Origin of the sequence: Sphingomonas mollis, from assembly GCF_016427505.1 — a bacterium.
GTDB lineage: Bacteria > Pseudomonadota > Alphaproteobacteria > Sphingomonadales > Sphingomonadaceae > Sphingomonas > Sphingomonas mollis.
On the sequence record NZ_JAELXS010000004.1, the window covers coordinates 66,657 to 88,715 of the forward strand.

Genomic DNA, 22,059 nt, shown 5'->3' on the forward strand with positions numbered 1-22,059 from the left:
TCCCGGCGTTACACACCGCTCTTATCATATAATTGTAGAGCGCGATGGTAGCGGTGCGCAATACGCAAGCGAGGATCACGCACCGAACCGCCCGGATTCGAGGTTTACGCTATTGTCCCAGCCATCGCGCCGTCCCCGCCTGCAGCCGATCACCGGCCTCGCGGTTGATCTTCATCTGCGCGATGACGCGATCTGCCGGCCCCCGCGACCCGGCGGGCAGATACTTCTTTGCATAGCTCGCTACCTTGGCGGGCATGGCCGGATCCTTCGATCCGCTGGCGAGGCCGACGATGAATCCCGTCCGTGAACTCTGCTCGATGAAGCCATCGACCGTCGCCTGATTGGCAACCGCCCAATCATAGGCCAGATCGGCATGCGCGCCCGCAATCGCCCTCAACAGGCTGGCCTTTTGCGGATCGGTCAGGACGTCCGTCTTCAACAAGGCCAGCGCACGCTGCGCATTGGACTCATCCGCGGACGCGCCCAGCAAGCGGACATAGCCGTTCTTCGTGACCGGCGACCGTTCCGCCTTCGTCATCGCCAGCAGGATGTCCCATTCGGCCGGGGTCGCATTCACCGCATAGGTCGACAGGATCGGCTGCCGGATCGCGCCAGGAAGGGCAGCGGGGTCGTTGCGCATCCGCGACACGTAATCACGCGCACGCGCCATGACGTTTGCGTCTCCCTCCGACCCCAATTGTTCGATCAGCCGCTCGCGCAGGTTGCCGACCAGCGGCGACTCGCCATTCTTGGCCTCGAAACCGATCCGGCCGAGCACCGGCGTCAGCAGCGTCCGGGTCCGCTCCCGCAATCGCTGCTCCAGGGGCGTGCCGGCGAGCAGTTCAGCCAGCCGTTCGAGCTTCGCCGCGACCATCGACCATTCCAGCGGGTCCGCCCCCGCCCCGACCTGCGCCTGCACCGCAAAGTAGCGATCGAGGGGCTGATACCCGCCTAGGGCCAAGGCGAAATCGTCGCCCAGCGTGCCGAGCCGGTCCTCCAGCGACAATCGTCCATAATCGCGAACAACCGCGGCATGTCCGGCATCGTCATACATAGCGCGCGTGTACGATCCCTTGCCTGCGTTCAGTACGACGGTGCCGCAACCCTTCACGGTCAGCGAGGTCGGTTTCGCGCCCGTCACCACCGCGTTCGCGCTGCCACCGCCGATGGTGGACACCACCAGTGGCACCCGCCATGTCTGCGGCTGCTTCGATGGCATATCCAGCCCGAACCGCCCCTGACCCAGGCTGACCTTCGTATCGCCGCCGACGCACTGTGTGCCGGTCATCGTCACCAGCGGCACGCCGCCCTGCAACGTGAAATCGCGGGCGATGCCGCCGATATCGCGACCCGATGCCGCCGACAATTCGGTCCACAACTGGTTGGTGACGGTATTGCCGTATTTGTACTTGGCCATGTAGCGGCGGATGCCGTCACGGAAGACGTCGGCGCCGAGCGTCGACTCCATCATCCCGATGACCGCCTGCCCCTTCATATAGGTGATGCCGTCGAACGCCTCGCCGATCTGGTCGACGGTTTCCACCTTGCGCACGATCGGATGCGTCGCCGACGTCGCATCGATCGCCATCGCCGATTCCCGTTCGAACGCGACCGCCGACGCGCCGGCTTTCCAGCCAGGGTTCAGGTCGGCCGTCGCCTTTCCTTCCATCCACGACGCGAAGCCCTCGTTCAGCCACAGGTCATCCCACCATGCCATGGTGACGAGATCGCCGAACCACTGATGGGCCATCTCATGCGCGACAGTGACGTGAACCGATTGCCGCCCGCTCGCGGCGGTTCGCGAGGGATCGAACAACAGGGTAGGTTCGAAATAGAAGATCGCCCCCCAATTTTCCATCGCGCTGAAGAACTGGCTGGACCCCGGCCCCGCGATCATGTCCATCTTGGGCAACGGATAGGGCTGACCGAAATAGTCGTTGTAATAGGACAGCAGCCGCTTGGCGGCGCCCAGCGCATAATCGCCCTGGTCGATCACGCCACGGCGCGCGATCACGCCGATCTCCGTACCGTTCGCGGTCACCGTCCGGCGCTCGATATCGCCCATACCCAGGAACAACAGATAGCTGGACATCACCGGCGTCTCGCCGAACCGGTATAGCTGGCTGCCGTCCGCCCGCTTCGTCACGGATGTCGCCGGCATGTTCGAATAGGCCGTCTCGCCTGCGGGTGCCGTGCTCGACAATCGGAACTTCGCCTTGAACGACGGTTCGTCCCACATCGGCGCGAACCGCCGCGCATCCGGTGCCTCGAACTGCGTCGCGAGCATCCGTGCCTTCGACCCATCGACATTTGTATAATCGATCGCGAACAGGCCGGCTGCAGATTGGTTGATCTTGCCGGTCCACTTGAAAGCCAGCCGGTGCTGGCCGACCGTGGCGGCCGCCGGCAATGTCACCGTCAACGTCTGCGCCGCTGCATCCGTCGATATCCGCGCCGGTTTTCCATCGAATGTGGCGGCCGTCACATTCAGGTCGGCGGCATTCAGTGTCATCGTCCGCGTCGCCTGACGCACATCGACCGTCACGGTTTCGGTCCCGGCGAAAATCAGCGACGTCGCATCGGGTTGAATGTCGATTTCATACAGCACCGGAACGACAGTGCGCGGCAACTGTCCGGCGGCCAGCGCAGGCCCGGAAACCGTAACGGCAAGGAACAATGGCGCAGCGAATTTCATGAACGACCTCGTGATGTTATGCCTTGCCATAGGGCATTGCCGGTCACGGGCAACGCTGGACAGGCTCGTTTGCCACGCCCAAGATCGCCGCCATGACGCTTCCTTCGCTGTTCGATCGCCTCCGTTTGCCCGTGATCGGGTCACCGCTTTTCATCATCTCCGGGCCGGAACTGGTGATCGCCCAATGCAAGGCGGGCATCGTCGGATCCTTTCCCGCGCTGAACGCCCGACCCGCCGCGATGCTGGACGAATGGCTGCATCGCATCACCGAGGAACTGGCTGCCCACAACCGCGCAAATCCCGATCGCCCGGCCGCTCCCTTCGCGGTCAACCAGATCGTGCATCGGTCGAACGACCGGCTGGAGGCCGATCTGGCGGTATGCGCGAAATGGCAGGTGCCGATCGTCATCACCTCGCTCGGCGCGCGGGAGGATCTGAACACGGCGGTCCATGGCTGGGGCGGCATCACCCTGCACGACATCATCGACGATCGATTTGCCCGCAAGGCGGTGGAGAAGGGCGCGGACGGGTTGATCGCGGTGGCGGCGGGCGCCGGGGGCCATGCCGGCCGCCAGTCGCCCTTCGCGCTCGTTACCGAAATCCGGCAGTGGTTCGATGGTCCCTTGGCGCTGTCCGGCTCGATCGCCACCGGTGCCGCCGTCTTGGCGGCACGCGCACTGGGCGCGGATTTCGCCTATATCGGCTCGCCTTTCATCGCGACCGACGAAGCCAATGCCGATCCCGCCTACAAACAGGCGGTGGTAGAGGGTCGGGCAGCGGATATCGTCAATTCCGATTTCTTCACCGGTGTCCACGGCAATTACCTGCGTGGCTCGATCGTCGCGGCGGGGCTGGACCCCGATAATCTGCCGCAGGGTGATCTGAAGACGATGGACTTCGGTGGCGGCAACGGCAGCAAGGCCAAGGCATGGCGCGATATCTGGGGCGCCGGCCAGGGCATCGGTGCGGTCGAAGCGATCGAACCCGTCGCCACCCGTATCGACCGGCTGGAACGCGAGTATCTCGCCGCTCGCGCCCGCCTGCTGGGCTAGAAGCCGGCGGCAAGTTGCAACTGCAATACCCGCGCCGGACTGGCCGGTCGCTCGACATCGGCATAGCCGGCCTCCAGCATGGCGGCGCGGCGGTATAGGGTTTCACTGGCGTCGATCAGCCACCGTGCGCGATCCGGCATCCGGTCGGCCACATCCGGATCGACGACCGACGATGGACCCAGCCGCCGCGCGGGCATCAGTGCGTCCGCCGGAGCGATCTCGCCCGCGTCGATCGCCTTGCGCATCAGCAGCCAGGCCAGCACATGCATCAGCCGCGTCGTGACCTTCAACGACTCGCAGGACAGCAGCACCCGATCGATCGGGGCCAGCGCGTCACTATCCTCGCGACTTTGCCCCTCGATATAATGGCGTGCCTCATCCGCCAGAACCATGGCATCAATGTACAGGCCGTCCAGCAAACGGCGATGCAGGTGAGCGGGCGGGTGCGGCGTCATCAATCGCTGCATCGCACGCCTGCGCGGCGCTTCCCATGCGCGATATCGGCATCGGTGTCCCATTTGCGGACCACTGATGCAGGATGTCAGGCGATGATGTCGGGCAGCAGATGATCTTCGAGCATGGCGATCTCATCGCGCAGCCGCAGCTTGCGCTTTTTGAGGCGGGCCAATTGCATCTGATCGGGTACGCCATTTTCGCCCAGTGCGGCGATGGCGGCATCCAGGTCGCGATGCTCCTGTCGCAGGCTGTCCAGCCTCGTCCTGATCTGTGTTTCGTCCACGCAGCCCCCCGATCGCCCGCCGCTTTAACCAACCATCGCTGCATGTGCGAGCGGCAAACGGGTCGGCCGGCAAAACCGCACGGTCAGTCGATTTCGCGCCGATTTCATGACGACAATCCGCGAGTCGCGTGTTCTACTCATTCCCCCGCAAGGCACGAAGGAGACTTTGCCCATGCAGTCGACAGCACACCAGATCGCTCTGGAAACGAAGCATGCCACGATCGATCGGCGCATTGCCGACGAAACCGGCAGGCCGCATCCCGATACGGCGATATTGGCCGATCTGAAGAAACAGAAGCTGCGACTGAAGGAAGAAATCGTCAGCCTGTGATCGATACGGGCCGTCGCCATCCAGCGACGGCCTTTCTATTCGATCACATCGTCATATCAGCCATCGACGGCAGCCTGCACCACCGACGGATCGATCGAACTATCGAGCGCGATGCCGATGCGTCCCTCGGCCGACCATGCAACCTTTCCCTGAACCTCACCGACACCCGGCAGATCGAGCACCGCCACCGTACCGACCGACACCGGATAACCTGGCTCAGCCATCAACCCGCGTTCCGACAGGTTGCGGATGCGAACCTGCTGGGGACCCTCGGCATCATCTTCCAACCGCAACAGGGCCATCAGTAATGCCGGGTTACGCTCATGCGCCCGCTGATCCGAAGGCGATGAATTAGGGGCACCTTTGGCGTCGTCTGAGAAGCCTTCCATGCCCATTCCGTTCCATCTATGCGTGCGTTGCGTAAGCCTTGGCTATCCGCAGTAGCACGCACCTATGTCAAGCATTCGTCATTCGTCGCGTGAGATCTTTTCGTGCCGCTCGTGCCGTTCCTGGGCTTCGACCGTCATCGTCGCGATCGGCCGCGCCTCCAGTCGGGCGAGGCTGATCGGTTCGCCGGTAACCTCGCAATACCCGTACTCACCCTCGTCGATCCGGCGGATCGCGGAGTCGATCTTGCTGATGAGTTTACGCTGGCGATCACGGGTCCTGAGTTCGATGGACCAGTCGGTCTCGCTCGATGCCCGGTCGGTCAAATCCGATTCCCGCAGCGAATCGACCTGTAGTTGGGATAGCGTGCCCAGCGATTCCAGTAGAATCGCCTCTTTCCACGCCGTCAGTTTTTTACGAAAATATACCTGTTGTCGTCGTCCCATAAAGGGTTCGTCGGCCGAAGGCCGATACCCGTCATCATTGGCCGCCGATTGGCCAGTGGAAAGGACATCTACGCGATCAAGAACCGTCGCCATACCGCTCTCCCTTCGGCCCGTCAGACTGGTTTGCCCATCCGCGTCCTCGGGGCCTCCCCCAGATATTGAGCGCCTATAGTGCGACAGGGAAGCTGCGACAAGCGACCCGTAGAATTCTTGTCCCAGATCGATCCATATTGTTGCGCGAATGCAACTCGATGTGGTTGCACCGGATGCCGATCATCAATGACGGGCACCCGATCAACATAACCGATCGCCGATCAGGCCGCGATCAGTGCCTTTTCGATGTCGGATATGGGGTGGCCGGTCAGATCCTTGTCCAGTTCACCGATGATTCGATCACTCACTTCCTTATGATAATGCTTGCGGAGTTCGCCCAACGTCCGTGGCGGGGCGACGACGATCAGGCTCTCGTAATCATGCGCCAGGGCACGGCGCTTCAACAGATCGGCAGCATTGGCGGCGAAGCGATCTTCCTCGATCTGATGCGCATCGGCCTTGCCGACCGAACTTTGCGCATGACCCTGTGGCGACGAAGCGCGACCGGCGGCATCGGTCGTCTGATCGCGGTCGGCCGGATTGTCCTGCTCCTCGGCATGCTCGACCTTCAACTGGGGCTGATCGACATCGCCTTCGTTTCGGAGAAACAGCAGCTTGCGGCCGTCCGCGACCAGGACGACGGCGTTGTGAGCGATCCGCACGAAACTTCTCCTTCAGGGTTATGCTACTTGCCGCACACAACGCCCCTTCATCACTTCGGGTTGCGCGGCTTCGCCCCTGACGCCATAGCCCGGCCATGCACGATATCCGCCTGATCCGCGACGACCCTGCCTCGTTCGATGCCGCTTTGGCCCGGCGTGGATTGCCGGCACAGGGGGAGGCGCTGGTCGCACTCGACGAGCGACGCCGCCAGACGATCGCCGCTTCACAGGAAGCGCAGACGCGTCGCAACGACCTGTCAAAGCAGATCGGCCAGGCGAAAGCCCAGAAGGATGAGGCACGCGCGCAAGCGTTGATGGTCGAGGTCGCGGAACTCAAGGTGCGTCTGCCCGAACTGGAGCAGGAGGAACGCTCGATCGGTGCGGAGCTTGATGCCGCGCTCGCTGCCATCCCCAATCGCCCGGCCACGAACGTCCCGGAGGGAAGCGACGAAGACGGCAACCAGTTGATCGCCGAGCATGGCGCGAAACCGGTTTTCGCCTTTGCCGGGGTTCGCGAGCATGACGCGATCGGTCCGGCCTTGGGCATGGATTTCGAGACGGGTATCGCCATCGCCGGCGCGCGCTTTACGCTGTTGCGCGGTCCCGTCGCACGGCTGAACCGCGCGCTCGGCCAGTTTATGCTCGACCGCCTCGTGAACGAGCATGGCTATGAAGAGGTCGCACCGCCGGTACTGGTCCGCGAAGAAGCGCTGTTCGGCACGGGTCAGTTGCCCAAATTCGCCGAAGACCTTTTCCGTACCACCGACGATCGCTGGTTGATCCCCACTGCAGAGGTGTCGCTGACCAACATCGTCCGCGAGAAGGTGCTGTCGGAAGGTGAGTTGCCCCTCCGCTTCGCCGCGCTGACCCCCTGCTTCCGCTCCGAGGCAGGCGCTGCCGGACGCGACACGCGTGGCCTGATCCGTCAGCATCAGTTCGACAAGGTCGAGATGGTGTCGATCGTCGCGCCGGAGGCGTCGGACGACGAGCATGAGCGGATGACCCGCGCCGCCGAGAGCGCACTGGAGGCGTTGGGTTTGCCCTATCGCCGGATGCTGCTCTGCACCGGCGACATGGGGTTCTCGGCCGCCCGGACCTATGATCTGGAGGTCTGGCTGCCCGGTCAGAACCGCTATCGCGAAATTTCCAGCTGCTCGACCTGCACCGATTTCCAGGCACGGCGGATGAATGCGCGGTATCGGCCGGAGGGTGGCAAGCCGCAGTTCGTCCACACGTTGAACGGCTCCGGGCTTGCCGTGGGTCGTACGCTGGTGGCGGTGATCGAGAACTATCAGCAGGAGGACGGATCGGTCGCGGTGCCGGCGGTGCTTCAGCCCTATCTGGGCGGACTGACCGTACTGAGCCCACGCTGATGCGTATCCTCGTCACCAACGACGACGGCTATCACGCGCCGGGGCTGAAGGTCGCAGAGACGATCGCGGCGGCGTTCTCCGACGATGTCTGGGTCGTGGCGCCGGCGGAGGAACAGTCGGGCGCCGGCCATTCGCTGACGCTGACGCGGCCGCTGCGTATCCGCCGGTTCGGCGAGAAGCGGTTCGCGGTGTCGGGCACGCCGACCGATGCGGTGATGATGGCGGTCGCCAAGATCATGAAAGACAACCCGCCCGACCTGATCCTGTCAGGCGTCAACCGCGGCGCCAATCTGGCCGAGGACGTGACCTATTCGGGCACCGTATCGGCGGCGATGGAGGGAGCGCTCGCCGGCATCCGGTCGATCGCGCTGAGTCAGGTCTATAGCCGCGAAGGCATGGGCGATGCAGTGCCGTTCTCCGTCGCGGAGGCATGGGGCGAGCGAGTGTTGCGGCCCTTGATCGAGGCACCGCTGGCGCCCCGATCTCTGGTTAACGTCAACTTCCCCGCCGTGCCGGCCGATGCGGTGAAGGGCATTCGCGTCGTGCCGCAGGGCCTGCGCGACTATGGCCGGTTGCAGATCGTGACCAACACCGATCCCCGCGGATACGAATATCACTGGTTCGCACTGGGCCAGATGAAGGACGCGACGACCGGCGACACCGATCTGGAGGCGGTGGCCGCGGGATATGTCTCGGTCACGCCGCTGCATCTGGATATGACGCACGGGCCTTCGCTGGCGATGCTCGACGCCGCCTATGGCTAGGCGCTGGGCGGCGAGCGTTGCGATGCTGGCGCTCGCTGGCTGCATCCCCTCGGTCGAGCCGCCTCGCGGTTCCGAGCGAATGCCGCCACCGCGCCATGAGGAACCGCCCGCCCCGCCCATGGTGGACGATCGCCCGGCGCGGTCGATCGATGTCCCCGCCCCGCGCCCTGCCCGGCCCGCCTGGGAAGCCAAGCCCGTCGCGGCGGATACGCGGGAGGTGGCGGCATCGACCTATACCGTGCGGCGGGGCGACGGGCTGGGCGCGATCGCCGAGCGGACCGGCGCCAGTGTCGAGGCGATCGCGCGGGCCAACGGGCTGGCGGCGCCCTATCCGGTGCAGGCGGGGCGGCGGCTCACGATACCGGCCGGGCGCTATCATCTGGTCCGTCCGGGCGAGAGCGGCATCGCCATCGCGCGGGCATACGGTGTCGAATGGTCGCGGATCGTGGCGGCCAACGAGCTGACCGAGCCCTATTCCCTGCGCGCCGGCCAGCGGGTGTTGATCCCGGGGCCGGCGGAGAGCGCGCCGAGTCGGGCAGCGGAGCGGGCGGCGGCGTTCCGGCTGGACGTGGACGACATCCTTACCGGTGGCGAGCCGGCGCTGGCGGCCAATCAGGCGCCGGTGCGGCCGGTGCGGCGGCCGACCAGGGCGTTGCCGTCGAACGCGGTGGTGGCGCCGCCGGTGCGGTTGGCGGGGGGCGGCTTCGTCTGGCCGGTCGAGGGCCGCGTGGTGAAGCGGTTCGGGCCGGGCGCGTCGGGGGAGCGCAACGATGGGATCAAGCTCGCGGTGCCGGTCGGCACGCCGGTGCTGTCGGTGGCGGACGGGGTCGTCGCCTATGCCGGCGACGGGATCGCGGCGCTGGGCGGGCTGGTGATCGTGAAGCATGGCGGCGGGTGGACCAGCGTCTATGGCCATGCATCGCGGCTGCTGGTCAGTCGGGGGCAGAGCGTGAAGCGGGGACAGTCGATCGCGCTGTCGGGGGACACCGGCTTTGCCGAGCAGCCGGAGGTGCACTTCGAGCTGCGCCGCGGGCGGACGCCGGTCGATCCGCTGACGTTGCTGCCGAGGCGGTAAGTTCACCAACTTCACGCATATCAAAGGTGGTCAATCGCGGGTGGCGAGCGGTTGATGCGGGGGGCCTTGGAGGCTTGTACACGATGATCGGGCTGTAGGACAGGTGACGAACCGCGTCGCGGTTGCTAACCGGCGGCCATGTCGTACCAGTCAGAGCTGCTCACCGTCCTCGGCAACCGTGGTTATGTCCACCAGATGACCGACGCCATCGCGCTGGATGCGCTGGCGGCGAAGGGGGTGGTGCCGGGGTATATCGGGTTCGATCCGACCGCGCCGTCGCTGCATGTCGGCAGCCTGGTGCAGATCATGCTGCTGCGCCGGTTGCAGCAGACGGGGCACAAGCCGATCGTGCTGATGGGCGGCGGCACCGGCAAGATCGGCGATCCGAGCTTCAAGGACGAGGCGCGCAAGCTGTTGGGCGAGGATGGCATCGCGACCAACGTGGCGGCGATCAAGCGCATCTTCGAACGGTTCCTGACCTTCGGCGACGGCCCGACCGATGCGGTGATGCTGGACAATGCCGAGTGGCTCGACGCGCTGGAATATATCCCGTTCCTGCGCGAGGTGGGCCAGCATTTCTCGGTCAACCGGATGCTGTCGTTCGATTCGGTGAAGCTGCGGCTGGACCGCGAGCAGTCGCTCAGCTTCCTCGAATTTAACTACATGATCCTGCAGGCATACGACTTTCTGGAACTGTCGCGCCGCGCCGGGTGCCGGTTGCAGATGGGCGGGTCCGACCAGTGGGGCAACATCGTCAACGGCATCGAACTGTCGCGGCGGATGGACGGCACCGAGGTGTACGGCATTACCACGCCGCTGATTACGACAGCGGACGGCGGCAAGATGGGCAAGACGATGTCGGGCGCGGTCTGGCTGCACGAGGACCAGTTGCCGCATTTCGATTACTGGCAGTTCTGGCGCAACACCGACGACCGCGATGTCGGCCGGTTCCTGCGGCTGTTCACCGACCTGCCGCTGGACGAAATCCGCCGGCTGGAGGCATTGCCGGGGGCGGAGATCAACGAGGCGAAGAAGATCCTCGCCACCGAGGCGACGGCGATGTGCCGGGGCCGCGCCGCCGCCGACGAGGCGGCGGAGACCGCGCGGCGGACGTTCGAGGAAGGCACCGGCGGCGAGGCGTTGCCGCGGTTCGTGGCGGCGGGGCCGGTAGGGATCGTCGATGCGCTGATCGGGCTGGGCTTCGCCGCGTCGCGGGGCGAGGCGCGGCGGCTGATCGCCGGTGGCGGTGCGCGGGTCGATGGCGAGAAGGTGACGGACGAGAGCGTGACGATCACCGTCGGTGCGGAGCCGGTGCGGTTGTCGGCGGGGAAGAAGCATCATGGCTTGGTGGTTGCGGGGTGATTGGCGGGGTGTGAGATCGGTTGCGGGGGCGGTTCATCCGTGTACGCGCGGGGTAACGGCATCAGACTGCTTCCCCGGCGGAGGCCGGGGTCCAGTTGGGTGAAGTGCTGTGATGACCGATTGATGTTCGTCGTTGCGAGCGCAGAGAAGCGATCCAGGGCAGCGCGGGAGGCGCTGGGTTGCTTCGCTGCGCTCGCAATGACGGGGTGTTGGGGTTGCTGGCGTCCGGTATAAGTTTGGTTGCGCAACTGAGCCCCGGCCTTCGCCGGGGAACTGGTATGATTTTTGGTGAGGTTACCTTTCCACAACATTCCGTTCGTTTGTGAAAGGTCCTTGAGGTTCACGCGGAGACGCGGAGACGCGGAGAAGAAGTAGGTTGATGGCGCTTCGCGCGAAGGAAGGCAGGTCGCAGGCCCATTTCCTATCGTCGCACATGCCCGGATGGCGATCGCGCGCTCCCCGGTCAGCCTCTCCAATCTTCTTCTCCGCGCCTCCGCGTCTCCGCGCGAACCCCCTTCTTCCCGCCCGGACCAAAACCCAACCCCTAACGCTTTGTTAACCTCTGGACGGTAGCCAAATGACTGGCGTGATGCGGGAATCCTCGACCGCAGGGCCGAGGGGACGTGATGGCTTTCGGAAATCTGGCGGCGGCGGATGATCGGCGCGAACCGCGGCAGACCGTGCTGCATCGCACGCGGGCGCGGCAGGCGGGTGGTGAGGAACAGCCGATGACGCTGGTCGATGTGTCGCCGCGTGGTTTCATGGCGCGCAGCGATGGCCAGCATGCGCCGGGCGACTGGCTGTCGGTGCAGTTTCCGTTGATCGGTGTGCTGGAGGCGGAGGTCCGCTGGTCGCTGGGCGGCCGGATCGGCTGTCAGTTGACGCGGACGATCGAACTGGCGGACTATCAATTGATGCTGGAGCTGATGCTTCGCGCCATGAAGGCCGCATCGGCCCGGGCTTAACTCAGCCGGAACGTAGCAGGGCGACACCGGCGTCGCGTTCGAACAGATAGAGCGCGGTTCGTGCCGCGCGGCCACGCTCGCCAGCCAGACCGCCGTCGCGGTCGATCAGCAGCCGGGCATCGTCATGCGCGCATTGCAACAGGTCGGGTAGCATTTCCGGCGTGGCGAGGCGGAAGCCGGCCTCGCCCGATTGTCGCGTGCCGAGCATTTCGCCGCCGCCGCGCAGGCGCAGATCCTCCTCGGCGATGCGGAACCCGTCATTCGATTCGCGCATCAAGGCGAGGCGCGCGCGGGACGTTTCGCTGAGCGCAGCGCCGCGCATCAACAGGCAGATCGAACGGCCCCCGCCCCGGCCGACGCGACCGCGCAACTGGTGGAGTTGGGCGAGGCCGAAGCGGTCGGCATGTTCGATCACGATCAGCGTCGCGTTGGGCACGTCGACGCCGACCTCGATCACCGTCGTCGCCACAAGCACGCCGGTGCGGGCGCCGGCGAACGCCTCCATCACCGCGTCCTTCTCGGCGGGCTTCATGCGGCCGTGGACGAGGCCGACCTTCTCCCCGAAGCGACCGCGCAATGCCTCGGCGCGGGCTTCCGCGGCGGCGAGATCAGATTTCTCGCTCTCCTCGACCAGCGGGCAGACCCAGTATGCCTGACCGCCATCGGCGAGGTGGCGGCCGAGCGCGTTGACGACCTCGTCCAGACGGTCCTCCGATACGACGCGGGTTTCGATCGGCTGGCGGCCGGGGGGCATCTCGTCGAGGCGGCTGACGTCCATCTCGCCATATTGCGCCAGCGTCAGGGTGCGCGGGATCGGTGTGGCAGTCATCGCCAGCAGATGCGGGCTGCGGCCCTTTTCCTGCAGCAACATCCGCTGCGCGACGCCGAAGCGGTGCTGTTCGTCGACCACGACCAGCGCGAGGTCGCGGTAGCGGACCGCCTCCTGAAAGATCGCGTGGGTGCCGACGAGGATGTCGATCGATCCGTCGGCAAGGCCCATCAACGTCGCCTCACGCACGCGGCCCTTGTCGCGGCCGGTGAGGACGCCGATCGTGAGCGGCAGTCCGGCGAGCGTCTTGCGCAACGTCTCGTAATGCTGGCGGGCGAGGATTTCGGTGGGGGCGAGCATCGCGCCCTGCGCGCCGGCCTCCACCGCGATCAGCAGCGCCATGGCGGCGACCAGCGTTTTGCCGGAGCCGACATCGCCCTGGAGCAGGCGAAGCATCGGTGCCTCCTGCGCCAGATCGCCCTCGATCTCCGCCACGGTGCGCGACTGCGCGCCGGTGAGGCTGTAGGGCAGGCGCAACGCATCGCGGAGGCGGCGGTCGCCGGCGAGCGCCCTGCCCTTGCGCTTGCGCGTGTCGGCGCGGACGAGCGTCATGGCGAGCTGGTTGGCGAAGACCTCGTCATAGCCCAGCCGTTCGCGCGCCTTGGTATCGGCGGGGTCGGCGTGGATGCGGGTGAGCGCGTCGCGCCAGTCGGGCCATTGCCGCTGCGCCTTCAGGCTGGGTTCGATCCATTCGGGCAGTTCGGGCGCGCGGGCGATCGCCTGATCGACGAAGCCGGCGATGCGGCGTGAGGTGACGCCTTCGGACAGGGGATAGATCGGCTCGCGTTCGCGCATCGGCTCGGCGGGATCGGACAGTTCGGGATGCACGATCTGGAGCGTGTCGCCATATTGGTCGAGCCGGCCGGAGACGAGTTTCGTCTCGCCGATCGGCAGCAGCTTCTTCGCCCAGCCGGGATGGCCGCCGAAATAGACGAGGCTGACATAGTTGCCGTGCGCATCGACGGCCTGCACGCGGGTGGGGCCGCGGCCGTTCGATTCGCGATAGCTTTGCGGAGTGAGCGGGATCGCGATGATGCGGCCGGCGTCGGATACCATCAGCTCGGTGCGCGGCACCCGGTCGACCCAGCCGGTCGGCAGATGGAAGGCGATATCGAGGACGCGCGCCAGCCCGAGCCGGTCGAGCGGCTTTGCCAGAGCGGGGCCGACGCCCTTCAGGGCGGTGACTTCGGCGAACAGCGGATTGAGGATGTCGGGGCGCATGACTACATGGCCGCCATACACCAGCCGACGGCCGCTGCCAGCGTCCGGCGGCCTATTGCCGTTGGGAACGCCGCCGTGAATCATGAAATACGCCTGAAGCGCACGCATTTCCGGGCCTGGCATCGCGGCACGCGCGAGGCGGATTTGATGATCGGCGGCTTTTTCGACGCGCATCATGCGTCGTGGTCGGCGGCGGACCTCGACTGGTTCGAGACGCTGATCGAGGAGCAGGACGTCGATATCATGGGCTGGGCGATCGGATCGATCCCCTGCCCGCCGGAATGGGATACGCCGATGATGCAGACGATGCGGTCGCTGGATTTCGTGCCGTTGCCGAAGTGATTTCTCCCCTCCCGCCTCGCGGGAGGGGTCGGGGGTGGGCCTTGCGTCTGGGTGACACCGCCCCCGTGACTGATTGGACGACCGTACCGCCCGGACGCCTGCCCACCCCCAGCCCCTCCCGCCAGCGGGAGGGGAGCTTTTAAGAAGAACCCATGCCCGATCTGAAGACGATCCTTTCCGCGAAGGCGGCGCTCACGCTGGCGGGGGTGCCGACCGGGTTCCAGCCGTCGCTGCTCGCCGATCTGGCGCGGGCGGCGGGGCGTGTGGTGTTCATCGCCGCCGATGACGCGGCGATGCGGGCGATCGCGTCCACCGCGCCGTTCTTCGCACCGGAGCTGGAGGTGGTGACGTTCCCGGCGTGGGATTGCCTGCCATACGATCGCGCGTCGCCGACGCTGCGGGTGATGGCGGAGCGGGTGGCGGCGCTGTACCGGTTGCAGGGCAAGGCGAAAGGTCCGCAACTGGTGCTGACGACCGCCAATGCGGCGACGCAGCGGGTGCTGACGCCGTTCCGCATCCGCCAACTGGTCGCCTCGCTGGCGCCGGGCGAGCGGATCGGGCGCGACGATCTGGCGACGTTGCTGCAGGCCAATGGCTATGTGCGGACCGAGACGGTGCACGACCACGGCGAATATGCCGTGCGCGGCGGGATCGTCGATTTGTTTCCCAGCGGCGAGGAACAGGCGCTGCGGCTCGATTTCTTCGGTGACGAGATCGAGAGCGTGCGGACGTTCGATCCCGCCGACCAGCGGACGACGGGGCGGGTCGATGGCTTCACGTTGCTGCCGGCATCGGAGGCGTTGCTGGACGCGGATTCGATCAAGCGGTTCCGGACGCGGTATCGCGAGACGTTCGGGGCGACGGCGACGGGCGATCCGCTGTATCAGGCGGTGTCCGAGGGGCGGCGTCAGGCGGGCATGGAGCATTGGCTGGCGCTGTTCGAGGAGAAGCTGGCGACGCTGTTCGATCACCTTGGCGATGCGGTGGTGGTGCGCGACGGCGGCGTGGCGGCGGCGGCGGAGAGCCGGATCGAGGCGATCGCCGATTATTACGATAACCGGAAACGGGCGGAGGCGGCGCAACCGGGCAGCTATCGCCCGTTGCCGGCCAAGGCGCTGTATCTGGATGCGGATGCCTGGGCGACCGGGCTGGCCGAAGCGACCGCGCATCTGACGACGGCGTTCCATGAGCCGGAATCGACGCGGGTGCTCGATTTCGGTGTCGATGGCCCGCGCGATTTCGGGGCGGAGCGGGCGGCGCAGGCGAACGTGTACGAGGCGGTCGTCGCGCATGTCGAGAAGCTGCGGCGCGAGGGGAAGAAGCCGGTGCTCGCCAGCTATTCGGTCGGCGCGCGCGACCGGCTGGGCAGCCTGTTGAAGGACCACGGGCTGAAGGGCGGCAAGAACGCCGAGACGTGGCAGGAGGCGCTGGGCGTCGCCGATACGACCAAGAGCTTCGGCGTGGCGCTGGTCGTGCTGCCGCTGGACCATGGCTTCGCGGCGCCGGGCGTTGCGGTGCTGACCGAGCAGGACATGCTGGGCGACCGGCTGATCCGGCGGAACAAGCGCAAGAAGTCGGCCGATGCCTTCCTCGCCGAACTGGCGACGCTGAGCCCCGGCGATCTGGTGGTGCATTCGGATCACGGCATCGGGCGGTATGAGGGACTGACGTCGATCCCGGTGGGGAAGAGCCCGCATGATTGCGTCGCGCTGTCCTATGCCGGTGGCGACAAGCTGTACGTGCCGGTTGAGAATCTGGAGGTGCTGACACGCTACGGATCGGGCGAGGATGGCGCGGCGCTCGACCGGCTGGGCGGCGAGGCGTGGCAGCGGCGCAAGTCGAAGATGAAGGAGCGCATCCGCGAGATCGCGGGTGAGTTGATCGCGGTGGCGGCGGAACGCGCGCTCAGGCCGGGTGAGGTCGCGGAGCCGGATGCGAGTGGCTATCCCAGCTTCGTCGATCGCTTCCCCTATGACCCGACCGACGATCAGGACCGGGCGATCGACGATGTGCTGGGCGATCTGGCGGCGGGCAAGCCGATGGACCGGCTGATCGTGGGCGATGTCGGCTTCGGCAAGACCGAGGTGGCGTTGCGCGCAGCGTTCGTGGCGGCGATGGGCGGGATGCAGGTCGCGATCGTGTGTCCGACGACGCTGCTCGCGCGCCAGCATTTCAATAATTTCTCGGCGCGGTTCGAGGGGTTTCCGATCAAGATCGGACGGATGAGCCGGCTGGTCGGGACGGCGGAGACGAAGGCGACGAAGGAGGGCACCGCGTCGGGCGATCTGGACGTGGTGATCGGCACGCATGCGCTGCTGGCGAAGAATGTGCAGTTCAAGCGGCTGGGGCTGGTGATCGTCGACGAGGAACAGCGGTTCGGCGTGACGCACAAGGAGCGGCTAAAGGCGCTGAAGGCGGACGTGCATATGCTGACGCTGACCGCGACGCCGATCCCGCGCACGTTGCAGATGGCGATGTCGGGCCTGCGCGAATTGTCGGTGATCCAGACGCCGCCGGTCGATCGGCTGGCAGTGCGGACGTACACCATGCCATGGGACCCGGTGGTGCTGCGCGAGGCGTTGCTGCGCGAGCATTATCGCGGTGGCCAGAGTTTCATGGTCACGCCGCGCGTCGCCGACCTGCCCGATATCGAGGAGTTTCTGCGCAACGAGGTGCCGGAAATCCGATACGTCGTCGCCCACGGCCAGATGAGCGCGTCGGAGGTCGAAGAACGCATGTCGGCGTTCTATGAGAAGCGGTTCGAGGTGCTGGTGTCGACCACGATCATCGAGAGCGGGCTGGATATCCCGTCCGCCAACACGATGATCGTCAACCGCGCGGATCGCTTTGGCCTTGCCCAATTGTACCAGTTGCGCGGGCGGGTCGGGCGGTCGAAGACGCGCGCCTATGCGTATATGGTGACGCCGCCGGAGCGGCAGATGACCGAGGCGGCGGACAAAAGGCTGAAGGTGCTGTCCGATCTGGATACGCTGGGCGCGGGGTTCCAGCTGGCGAGCCACGATCTGGACATTCGCGGCGCGGGCAATTTGCTGGGCGACGAACAGTCCGGGCATATCAAGGAGGTCGGATACGAACTCTACCAGTCGATGCTGGAAGAGGCGATCATGGATGCCAAGGCGGGTGGCTTCGCCAGCCGGCCGCGTGACTTCAGCCCCCAGATCACCGTCGATGCGCCGATCCTGATCCCGGAGGATTACGTCCCCGATCTCGACCTGCGAATGGGCCTGTACCGCCGCCTGAACGATGTCGAGGATGCCGGCGAGGTCGAGGCGTTCGCGGCGGAGATGATCGACCGGTTCGGCGCCCTGCCCGATGCGACCGAGAACCTGATCCGCGTCATCGAGATCAAGCTGAACGCCAAAAAGGCGTGCATCGCCAAGATGGACGTCGGCGCGAAGGGCGTGCTGGTCAGCTTCCACGACGACAAGCCGCCCAATGTCGCCGGGCTGATCGCCTATGTCGACCGGCTGGGCGGCGTCGCCAAGTTGCGGCCGGACTCGAAGCTGGTGCTGCAACGCGTGTGGCCGGACGCCAAGGCGCGGCTGCACGGGGCGCTGCAACTGTCGAAGGGGCTGGCGAAGGTCGCGGGGTAAAAGCCGCCGCCTACTCTGATCGGGTGATGGACTCCGGTGCGGGTCGGCGTAGAACAGGCTGCTAGAAATCGGACTTGCCTGAACCGTTCGGCCTGAGCGCAGTCGAAGGCCACCTCGCGACAAGGTGCTTCGACTTCGCTCAGCACGAACGGTTCAGGCCCGCCGGTCGACGCTACGGACTATCGGCCTGACACCCGAGGGATGGCATATGGCGACGATGAGCGACCGGGTGATCGGGACGGCGGATCACCGGTTCTTCCTGAAGATGGCGGTCGCCATGGCAGCGGTCATCCTGATCGGCTTTCCGATGCAGTACATGATGGGCCGGTCGACGTTTCACATGCCGGTCATGGTGCATGTCCATGCCGTCGTCTTCTTTGGCTGGACGCTGTTCTATGTGTTGCAGAACGTCCTGATCAACCGGGCGTCGATCGTCTTGCACCGGCGACTGGGATGGATCGGCGCGGGGTGGGCCGCGGTCGTCGTGGGCCTGGGCATCTATACGACGGCGGCGATGGTGCGCCGGGGCGGGTCGCCCTTCTTTTTCCAGCCAAATTACTTCCTGTTCATGAACTGGCTGACGGTGCTGGCGTTCGGCGGGTTGACGGCGGCGGCGATCGTGCTGCGGCGGCGGACGGACTGGCATCGCCGGCTGATGCTGTGCGGAATGGTGATCCTGACCGGGCCGGCATGGGGCCGGTTGCTGCCGTTGCCGCTGATGATCCCGTGGGCGGCGTGGGGCGTGTTCGCGGCGGTGATGATCCTGCCGGCAATCGGCATGATGACGGACCGGCGGCGGACCGGGCGTGTCCATCCCGCCTGGTGGTGGGGAACGGGAACGATCGCGGCAATCCAGATACTGATCGGGGTCGTGGCGTTCAGCCCGGCGGGGCTGGCCGTCTATGACACCGTGGTAGCCGGCGCGGCGGGCGAGCGGGTCGATCCGCTGGCATTTCCGCCGCCACCCCCGGGGCTGGCGGGACCGCGACCGGGCTGATCGATGGAACCCAGATAAAGGGGGAACGTCCGACGCGGTGCCGCGCTGTAGCGGGGCGGGCATGTGGCCTGCCTGAAAGGATTAGGATGTCCGATAACCGTAGCGCGACGCTGTATCGCATGGTGCTGCCCGACCATACCTGCCCGTTCGGTATCCGGGCGAAGCAGTTGCTGCAATCGGAGGGCTTCGACGTGGACGATCGCATCCTGCGGTCGCGCGAGGAGGTGGACGCGTTCAAGGCGGAACAGGGGATCGCGACGACGCCGCTGATCTTCATCGATGGCGAGCGGATCGGCGGCAGCGACGATCTGGAACGCCATCTGGCGGCGGGCTGAGCCATGGCACGGAAGAACGATCACACGGGCCTGTCGCGGCCGGCGGCGGGGTTGATCGTGGCGGCGGTGCTGGGGTTCAGCGCCGTGCTGGGGCGCCGCAACGCGCCCGATCCCACGCATCCGCGCACGCGACGCTGGTACAAGCGGCTCGACAAGCCGGACTATACGCCGCCCGACGCGGTGTTCGGGGCGGTGTGGCCGGTGCTGGAAACCGGGCTGGCGGTGGGCGGATATCGTCTGATGCGCCAGCCGGCGACCACCGGACGCAATGTCGCGGCGGGGCTGTGGTTGCTCAACACCGCGATGGTCGGTGGCTGGACCGAGTTGTTCTTCCGGCGAAAGGCACTGGGGCCGAGCGCGGTCGCGGCGGGCGCGATGGTGGCGACCGGCGCGGCCTATGTCGCGACGGCCGCGAAGGTGGACCGTCCGGCGGCGGCGCTGGGCGCGCCGTTCGTCGCGTGGCTGGGCTTCGCGACGTTGCTGGCGGTGCGAATCCGCCAGCGTAACGGCGAGAGCGGATGACCGAGCTGACGGTCTGGCATGACGGCGACTGCCCGCTCTGCCGGCGCGAGATCGCGGTGATGCGGCGGCTGGATCGACGGGGCGCGATCCGCTTCGTCGATGCCAGCGACGGGGATGCGAGTTGCCCGATCGATCGGCGCGCGTTGCTGGCGCGGTTTCATGCGCGGGAAGACGGCCGGATGCTGTCGGGCGCGGCAGCCTTCGCGGCGATGTGGCGGGCGATCCCGGTGCTGCGGCCGCTGGGGCTGGCGGCGCGGCGGCCATGGGTGCTGGCGGTGCTGGAGCGGGCGTATCTGGGGTTCCTCGTCGCGCGACCGGCGATGCAGCGCGTGGTGCGGCGCTGGGAAAAGCGGGGGGAAAGTCGGCGGGCATGAACGTGATGCATGATCCCGTTTTGCCGGGTCAGGAAAGCGTCTGGGATTATCCGCGGCCAGCGGTCGCGATGGCGACGTCGCGGCATATCCGGATCGAGCATCGCGGGCTGACGATCGCCGATACGCGGGCGGCGGTGCGGACGCTGGAGACCAGCCATCCGCCAAGTTATTACCTGCCGCCGACGGATATCGCGATGACGATGCTGCGGCGGTCGGCACGACAGTCGTTTTGCGAGTGGAAGGGCGAGGCGGTGTATTACGACCTCGTCTTGGGCGACGAGACGATCCGCGATCTCGCGTGGAGCTATCCGGCCCCTACCCCCGCATTCGCGATATTGCGCGATCATCTGGCGTTCTATGCGGCGCCGCTCGATCGCTGTCTGGTCGATGACGAGCGGGTGACGCCCCAGCCGGGCGGCTTTTATGGCGGCTGGATCACCGCGGATCTGGCCGGGCCGTTCAAGGGAGTACCGGAGAGCCGGTTCTGGTGATCCCCTATTCCCGAAGCGCGGCGATCATCGGGCGGACGTCGACGCGGGCTTTCAGCCGGGCGGCGAGCAGCGCGGTGCCGCTGATCTTGCGCTGGACGAACAGGGTGTCGATCGGCGGGATGTGCCAGGTGGAACGGTCGCGCGCCATCTCCACGCCCTGTTCGCGCAGCACGCCGACAAAGGCGCGGTCGCCGAAATCGAAGGGACCGGGCTTGTTCATTTCGGCGAGGATAACGTCGATCATCCGGTCGACCAGCGGCCGGTGGCGCGCGATCGCCGCCTCGCCGAGAAAGCCGGCCGTGACCGCCCCGGCACGTACTGCGTCGCGGTCGTTCGCCAGACCGGCGGTCATCAGGCCGCGATACCCGTCCGCCGTCGCCGACGGCACCGATCGCGCCGCGCCGAAATCGAGCAGGACCAGCCGCCCCGTTTCCGCCTGCCAGCGGTAGTTGGCGAAATTGGGGTCGGTCTGCATCAGGCCCCAGTCGAACAACTCGCGCAGGGTGAGCGCGATCAGGCTGTGCATCACGCGGTCGCGCACGTCCTGCGGCGCGGTCTCCAGCATCTCGACGGGGACGCCGGCGACGAAGTCCATCGCCAGCACCTGCGGCGTCGTCAGATCGGGATAGAGCGCGGGGACGACGAAATCGGGCATGTCCGCCACCAGCGCGCCGTAGCGGGTAAGCATCTCGCCCTCGCGCAGATAGTCCGCCTCTTCGTGCAGCTGCCGCTTCGCCTCGACCAGCAGCGGCGCGATGTCGAGTTCCTTGGGCAGCAGGCCGGAGACGCGCAGCAGGGTGGCGACATTGTCGACATCGGCGTCGATGCTCTGGCGGACGCCGGGATATTGCACCTTGATCGCCAGTTCGCGGCCATCAGGCAGGCGGGCGCGGTGGACCTGGCCGATCGAGGCGGCGGCGATCGGGTGCGCCTGGAAATGCGCGAAGCGGCGGCGCCAGTCGCGGCCCCATTCGGCGGTCAGCACGCGGTCGAGTTGCGCGGGCGGCATGTGGTGGGCGCGGTCACGCAGGCGGGCGAGAATGGTTGCGAGTTCGGGCGGCAACATGTCGCCGGCGTCCATCGAGATCATCTGTCCCAGCTTCATCGCCGCGCCGCGCAGGTGCGACAGCTGGTCGGCGACGCGGGTGGCGTTGGCGGGCGTCAGCAACAGGTCGCCCATCCGGGGGCGTTCGCCATTGGCCAGCCGGCGTGCGCCCTCTGCGACCACGCCGCCCGCGACACCGCCCGCGAGCTTGCCGAAGACTCCCAGCCGGGCGAGCCGGCCGCCGGGCACGGCCTGCCCCTTGTCGCGTTCGTCGGTCACGGATGTTCCTCGATCGGGTGGTGCGCGGCGCGGATGCCGCAGCGGGTCGGTCTGCACCGATATGGG

22 protein-coding genes are annotated in these 22,059 nt (G+C 66.5%); 14 read left to right on the forward strand and 8 right to left on the reverse strand.

The annotated features are described in order from the left end of the window. Positions 1 to 109 precede the first annotated feature (109 nt). Entirely contained in the window at positions 110 to 2,695 is a 2,586-nt protein-coding gene (locus tag JAO74_RS08235; protein WP_199036922.1) for a M1 family metallopeptidase, read from the reverse strand. A gap of 92 nt (positions 2,696 to 2,787) precedes the next feature. On the opposite strand from JAO74_RS08235, the gene JAO74_RS08240 reads away from it, so the two are divergent. Then, positions 2,788 to 3,747: an NAD(P)H-dependent flavin oxidoreductase gene (locus JAO74_RS08240; protein WP_199036924.1), complete on the forward strand. Its 960-nt coding sequence runs from the start codon at positions 2,788 to 2,790 to the stop codon at positions 3,745 to 3,747. Here JAO74_RS08240 and JAO74_RS08245 read toward each other — a convergent pair. Both JAO74_RS08245 and JAO74_RS08250 read right to left on the reverse strand, forming a co-directional pair. Continuing rightward, the gene (locus JAO74_RS08245; RefSeq protein WP_199036926.1) at positions 3,744 to 4,202 is read right to left on the reverse strand and encodes a DUF1465 family protein; all 459 of its coding nucleotides are present in this window, start codon (positions 4,200 to 4,202) and stop codon (positions 3,744 to 3,746) included. The two genes, JAO74_RS08240 and JAO74_RS08245, sit on opposite strands and share 4 nt — an antisense overlap. Positions 4,203 to 4,288: 86 nt before the next feature. Continuing rightward, the gene (locus JAO74_RS08250) at positions 4,289 to 4,486 is read right to left on the reverse strand and encodes a YdcH family protein (RefSeq protein ID WP_056528118.1); all 198 of its coding nucleotides are present in this window, start codon (positions 4,484 to 4,486) and stop codon (positions 4,289 to 4,291) included. Positions 4,487 to 4,658: 172 nt separating this feature from the next. On the opposite strand from JAO74_RS08250, the gene JAO74_RS08255 reads away from it, so the two are divergent. Then, the gene (locus tag JAO74_RS08255) at positions 4,659 to 4,817 is read left to right on the forward strand and encodes a YdcH family protein (RefSeq protein WP_199036928.1); all 159 of its coding nucleotides are present in this window, start codon (positions 4,659 to 4,661) and stop codon (positions 4,815 to 4,817) included. A gap of 56 nt (positions 4,818 to 4,873) precedes the next feature. On the opposite strand, the gene JAO74_RS08260 is transcribed toward JAO74_RS08255, so the two are convergent. The 3 genes from JAO74_RS08260 to JAO74_RS08270 form a co-directional block, all read right to left on the reverse strand. Then, positions 4,874 to 5,212, reverse strand: a complete 339-nt coding sequence (locus JAO74_RS08260; RefSeq protein WP_199036930.1) for a PilZ domain-containing protein — start codon at positions 5,210 to 5,212, stop codon at positions 4,874 to 4,876. 72 nt (positions 5,213 to 5,284) lie between these two features. Continuing rightward, positions 5,285 to 5,743, reverse strand: a complete 459-nt coding sequence (gene dksA, locus JAO74_RS08265) for an RNA polymerase-binding protein DksA (protein WP_199036937.1) — start codon at positions 5,741 to 5,743, stop codon at positions 5,285 to 5,287. A gap of 221 nt (positions 5,744 to 5,964) precedes the next feature. Then, positions 5,965 to 6,405, reverse strand: coding sequence for a host attachment family protein (locus tag JAO74_RS08270; protein ID WP_199036938.1), 441 nt, complete (start codon positions 6,403 to 6,405; stop codon positions 5,965 to 5,967). Positions 6,406 to 6,500: 95 nt separating this feature from the next. Here JAO74_RS08270 and serS point away from each other — a divergent pair, with 95 nt between their 5' ends. The 5 genes from serS to JAO74_RS08295 all read left to right on the forward strand — a co-directional run bounded on the left by serS (position 6,501) and on the right by JAO74_RS08295 (position 11,944). Beyond that, positions 6,501 to 7,778 carry a serine--tRNA ligase gene (gene serS, locus JAO74_RS08275; RefSeq protein WP_199036939.1) on the forward strand — a complete coding sequence of 426 codons (1,278 nt, stop codon included), beginning with the start codon at positions 6,501 to 6,503 and terminating at the stop codon, positions 7,776 to 7,778. Beyond that, entirely contained in the window at positions 7,778 to 8,542 is a 765-nt protein-coding gene (gene surE / locus JAO74_RS08280) for a 5'/3'-nucleotidase SurE (RefSeq protein ID WP_199036940.1), read from the forward strand. The genes serS and surE overlap by 1 nt, the downstream gene beginning before the upstream one ends. Then, positions 8,535 to 9,617: a M23 family metallopeptidase gene (locus JAO74_RS08285; protein WP_199036941.1), complete on the forward strand. Its 1,083-nt coding sequence runs from the start codon at positions 8,535 to 8,537 to the stop codon at positions 9,615 to 9,617. Before surE ends, JAO74_RS08285 begins: the two co-directional genes overlap by 8 nt. Before the next feature lie 138 nt (positions 9,618 to 9,755). Next, entirely contained in the window at positions 9,756 to 10,979 is a 1,224-nt protein-coding gene (gene tyrS, locus JAO74_RS08290; protein ID WP_199036943.1) for a tyrosine--tRNA ligase, read from the forward strand. Positions 10,980 to 11,605: 626 nt separating this feature from the next. Beyond that, on the forward strand, positions 11,606 to 11,944 hold the full coding sequence (locus JAO74_RS08295) for a PilZ domain-containing protein (protein ID WP_199036946.1): 339 nt from the start codon (positions 11,606 to 11,608) through the stop codon (positions 11,942 to 11,944). A gap of 1 nt (position 11,945) precedes the next feature. Here JAO74_RS08295 and recG read toward each other — a convergent pair whose 3' ends face one another. Beyond that, on the reverse strand, positions 11,946 to 13,994 hold the full coding sequence (gene recG, locus JAO74_RS08300; protein ID WP_199037370.1) for an ATP-dependent DNA helicase RecG: 2,049 nt from the start codon (positions 13,992 to 13,994) through the stop codon (positions 11,946 to 11,948). A 75-nt stretch (positions 13,995 to 14,069) separates the two neighbouring features. On the opposite strand from recG, the gene JAO74_RS08305 reads away from it, so the two are divergent. The 7 genes from JAO74_RS08305 (at position 14,070) to JAO74_RS08335 (ending at position 20,669) form a co-directional block, all read left to right on the forward strand. Then, on the forward strand, positions 14,070 to 14,336 hold the full coding sequence (locus JAO74_RS08305; protein ID WP_199036947.1) for an FAD assembly factor SdhE: 267 nt from the start codon (positions 14,070 to 14,072) through the stop codon (positions 14,334 to 14,336). A gap of 152 nt (positions 14,337 to 14,488) precedes the next feature. Beyond that, entirely contained in the window at positions 14,489 to 17,950 is a 3,462-nt protein-coding gene (gene mfd, locus JAO74_RS08310) for a transcription-repair coupling factor (protein WP_199036948.1), read from the forward strand. Between the two features lie 208 nt (positions 17,951 to 18,158). Beyond that, entirely contained in the window at positions 18,159 to 18,947 is a 789-nt protein-coding gene (locus tag JAO74_RS08315) for a hypothetical protein (RefSeq protein ID WP_233150809.1), read from the forward strand. A gap of 86 nt (positions 18,948 to 19,033) precedes the next feature. Beyond that, positions 19,034 to 19,282, forward strand: a complete 249-nt coding sequence (locus tag JAO74_RS08320) for a glutaredoxin domain-containing protein (RefSeq protein WP_199036950.1) — start codon at positions 19,034 to 19,036, stop codon at positions 19,280 to 19,282. 3 nt (positions 19,283 to 19,285) lie between these two features. Further along, entirely contained in the window at positions 19,286 to 19,804 is a 519-nt protein-coding gene (locus tag JAO74_RS08325; protein WP_199036952.1) for a TspO/MBR family protein, read from the forward strand. Further along, positions 19,801 to 20,178, forward strand: coding sequence for a thiol-disulfide oxidoreductase DCC family protein (locus JAO74_RS08330; RefSeq protein WP_199036954.1), 378 nt, complete (start codon positions 19,801 to 19,803; stop codon positions 20,176 to 20,178). Before JAO74_RS08325 ends, JAO74_RS08330 begins: the two co-directional genes overlap by 4 nt. Next, positions 20,175 to 20,669, forward strand: coding sequence for a DUF427 domain-containing protein (locus JAO74_RS08335; RefSeq protein WP_199036955.1), 495 nt, complete (start codon positions 20,175 to 20,177; stop codon positions 20,667 to 20,669). The genes JAO74_RS08330 and JAO74_RS08335 overlap by 4 nt, the downstream gene beginning before the upstream one ends. Positions 20,670 to 20,673: 4 nt before the next feature. On the opposite strand, the gene JAO74_RS08340 is transcribed toward JAO74_RS08335, so the two are convergent. Continuing rightward, positions 20,674 to 21,993, reverse strand: coding sequence for an ABC1 kinase family protein (locus JAO74_RS08340; RefSeq protein ID WP_199036956.1), 1,320 nt, complete (start codon positions 21,991 to 21,993; stop codon positions 20,674 to 20,676). Between the last annotated feature and the right edge of the window lie 66 nt (positions 21,994 to 22,059).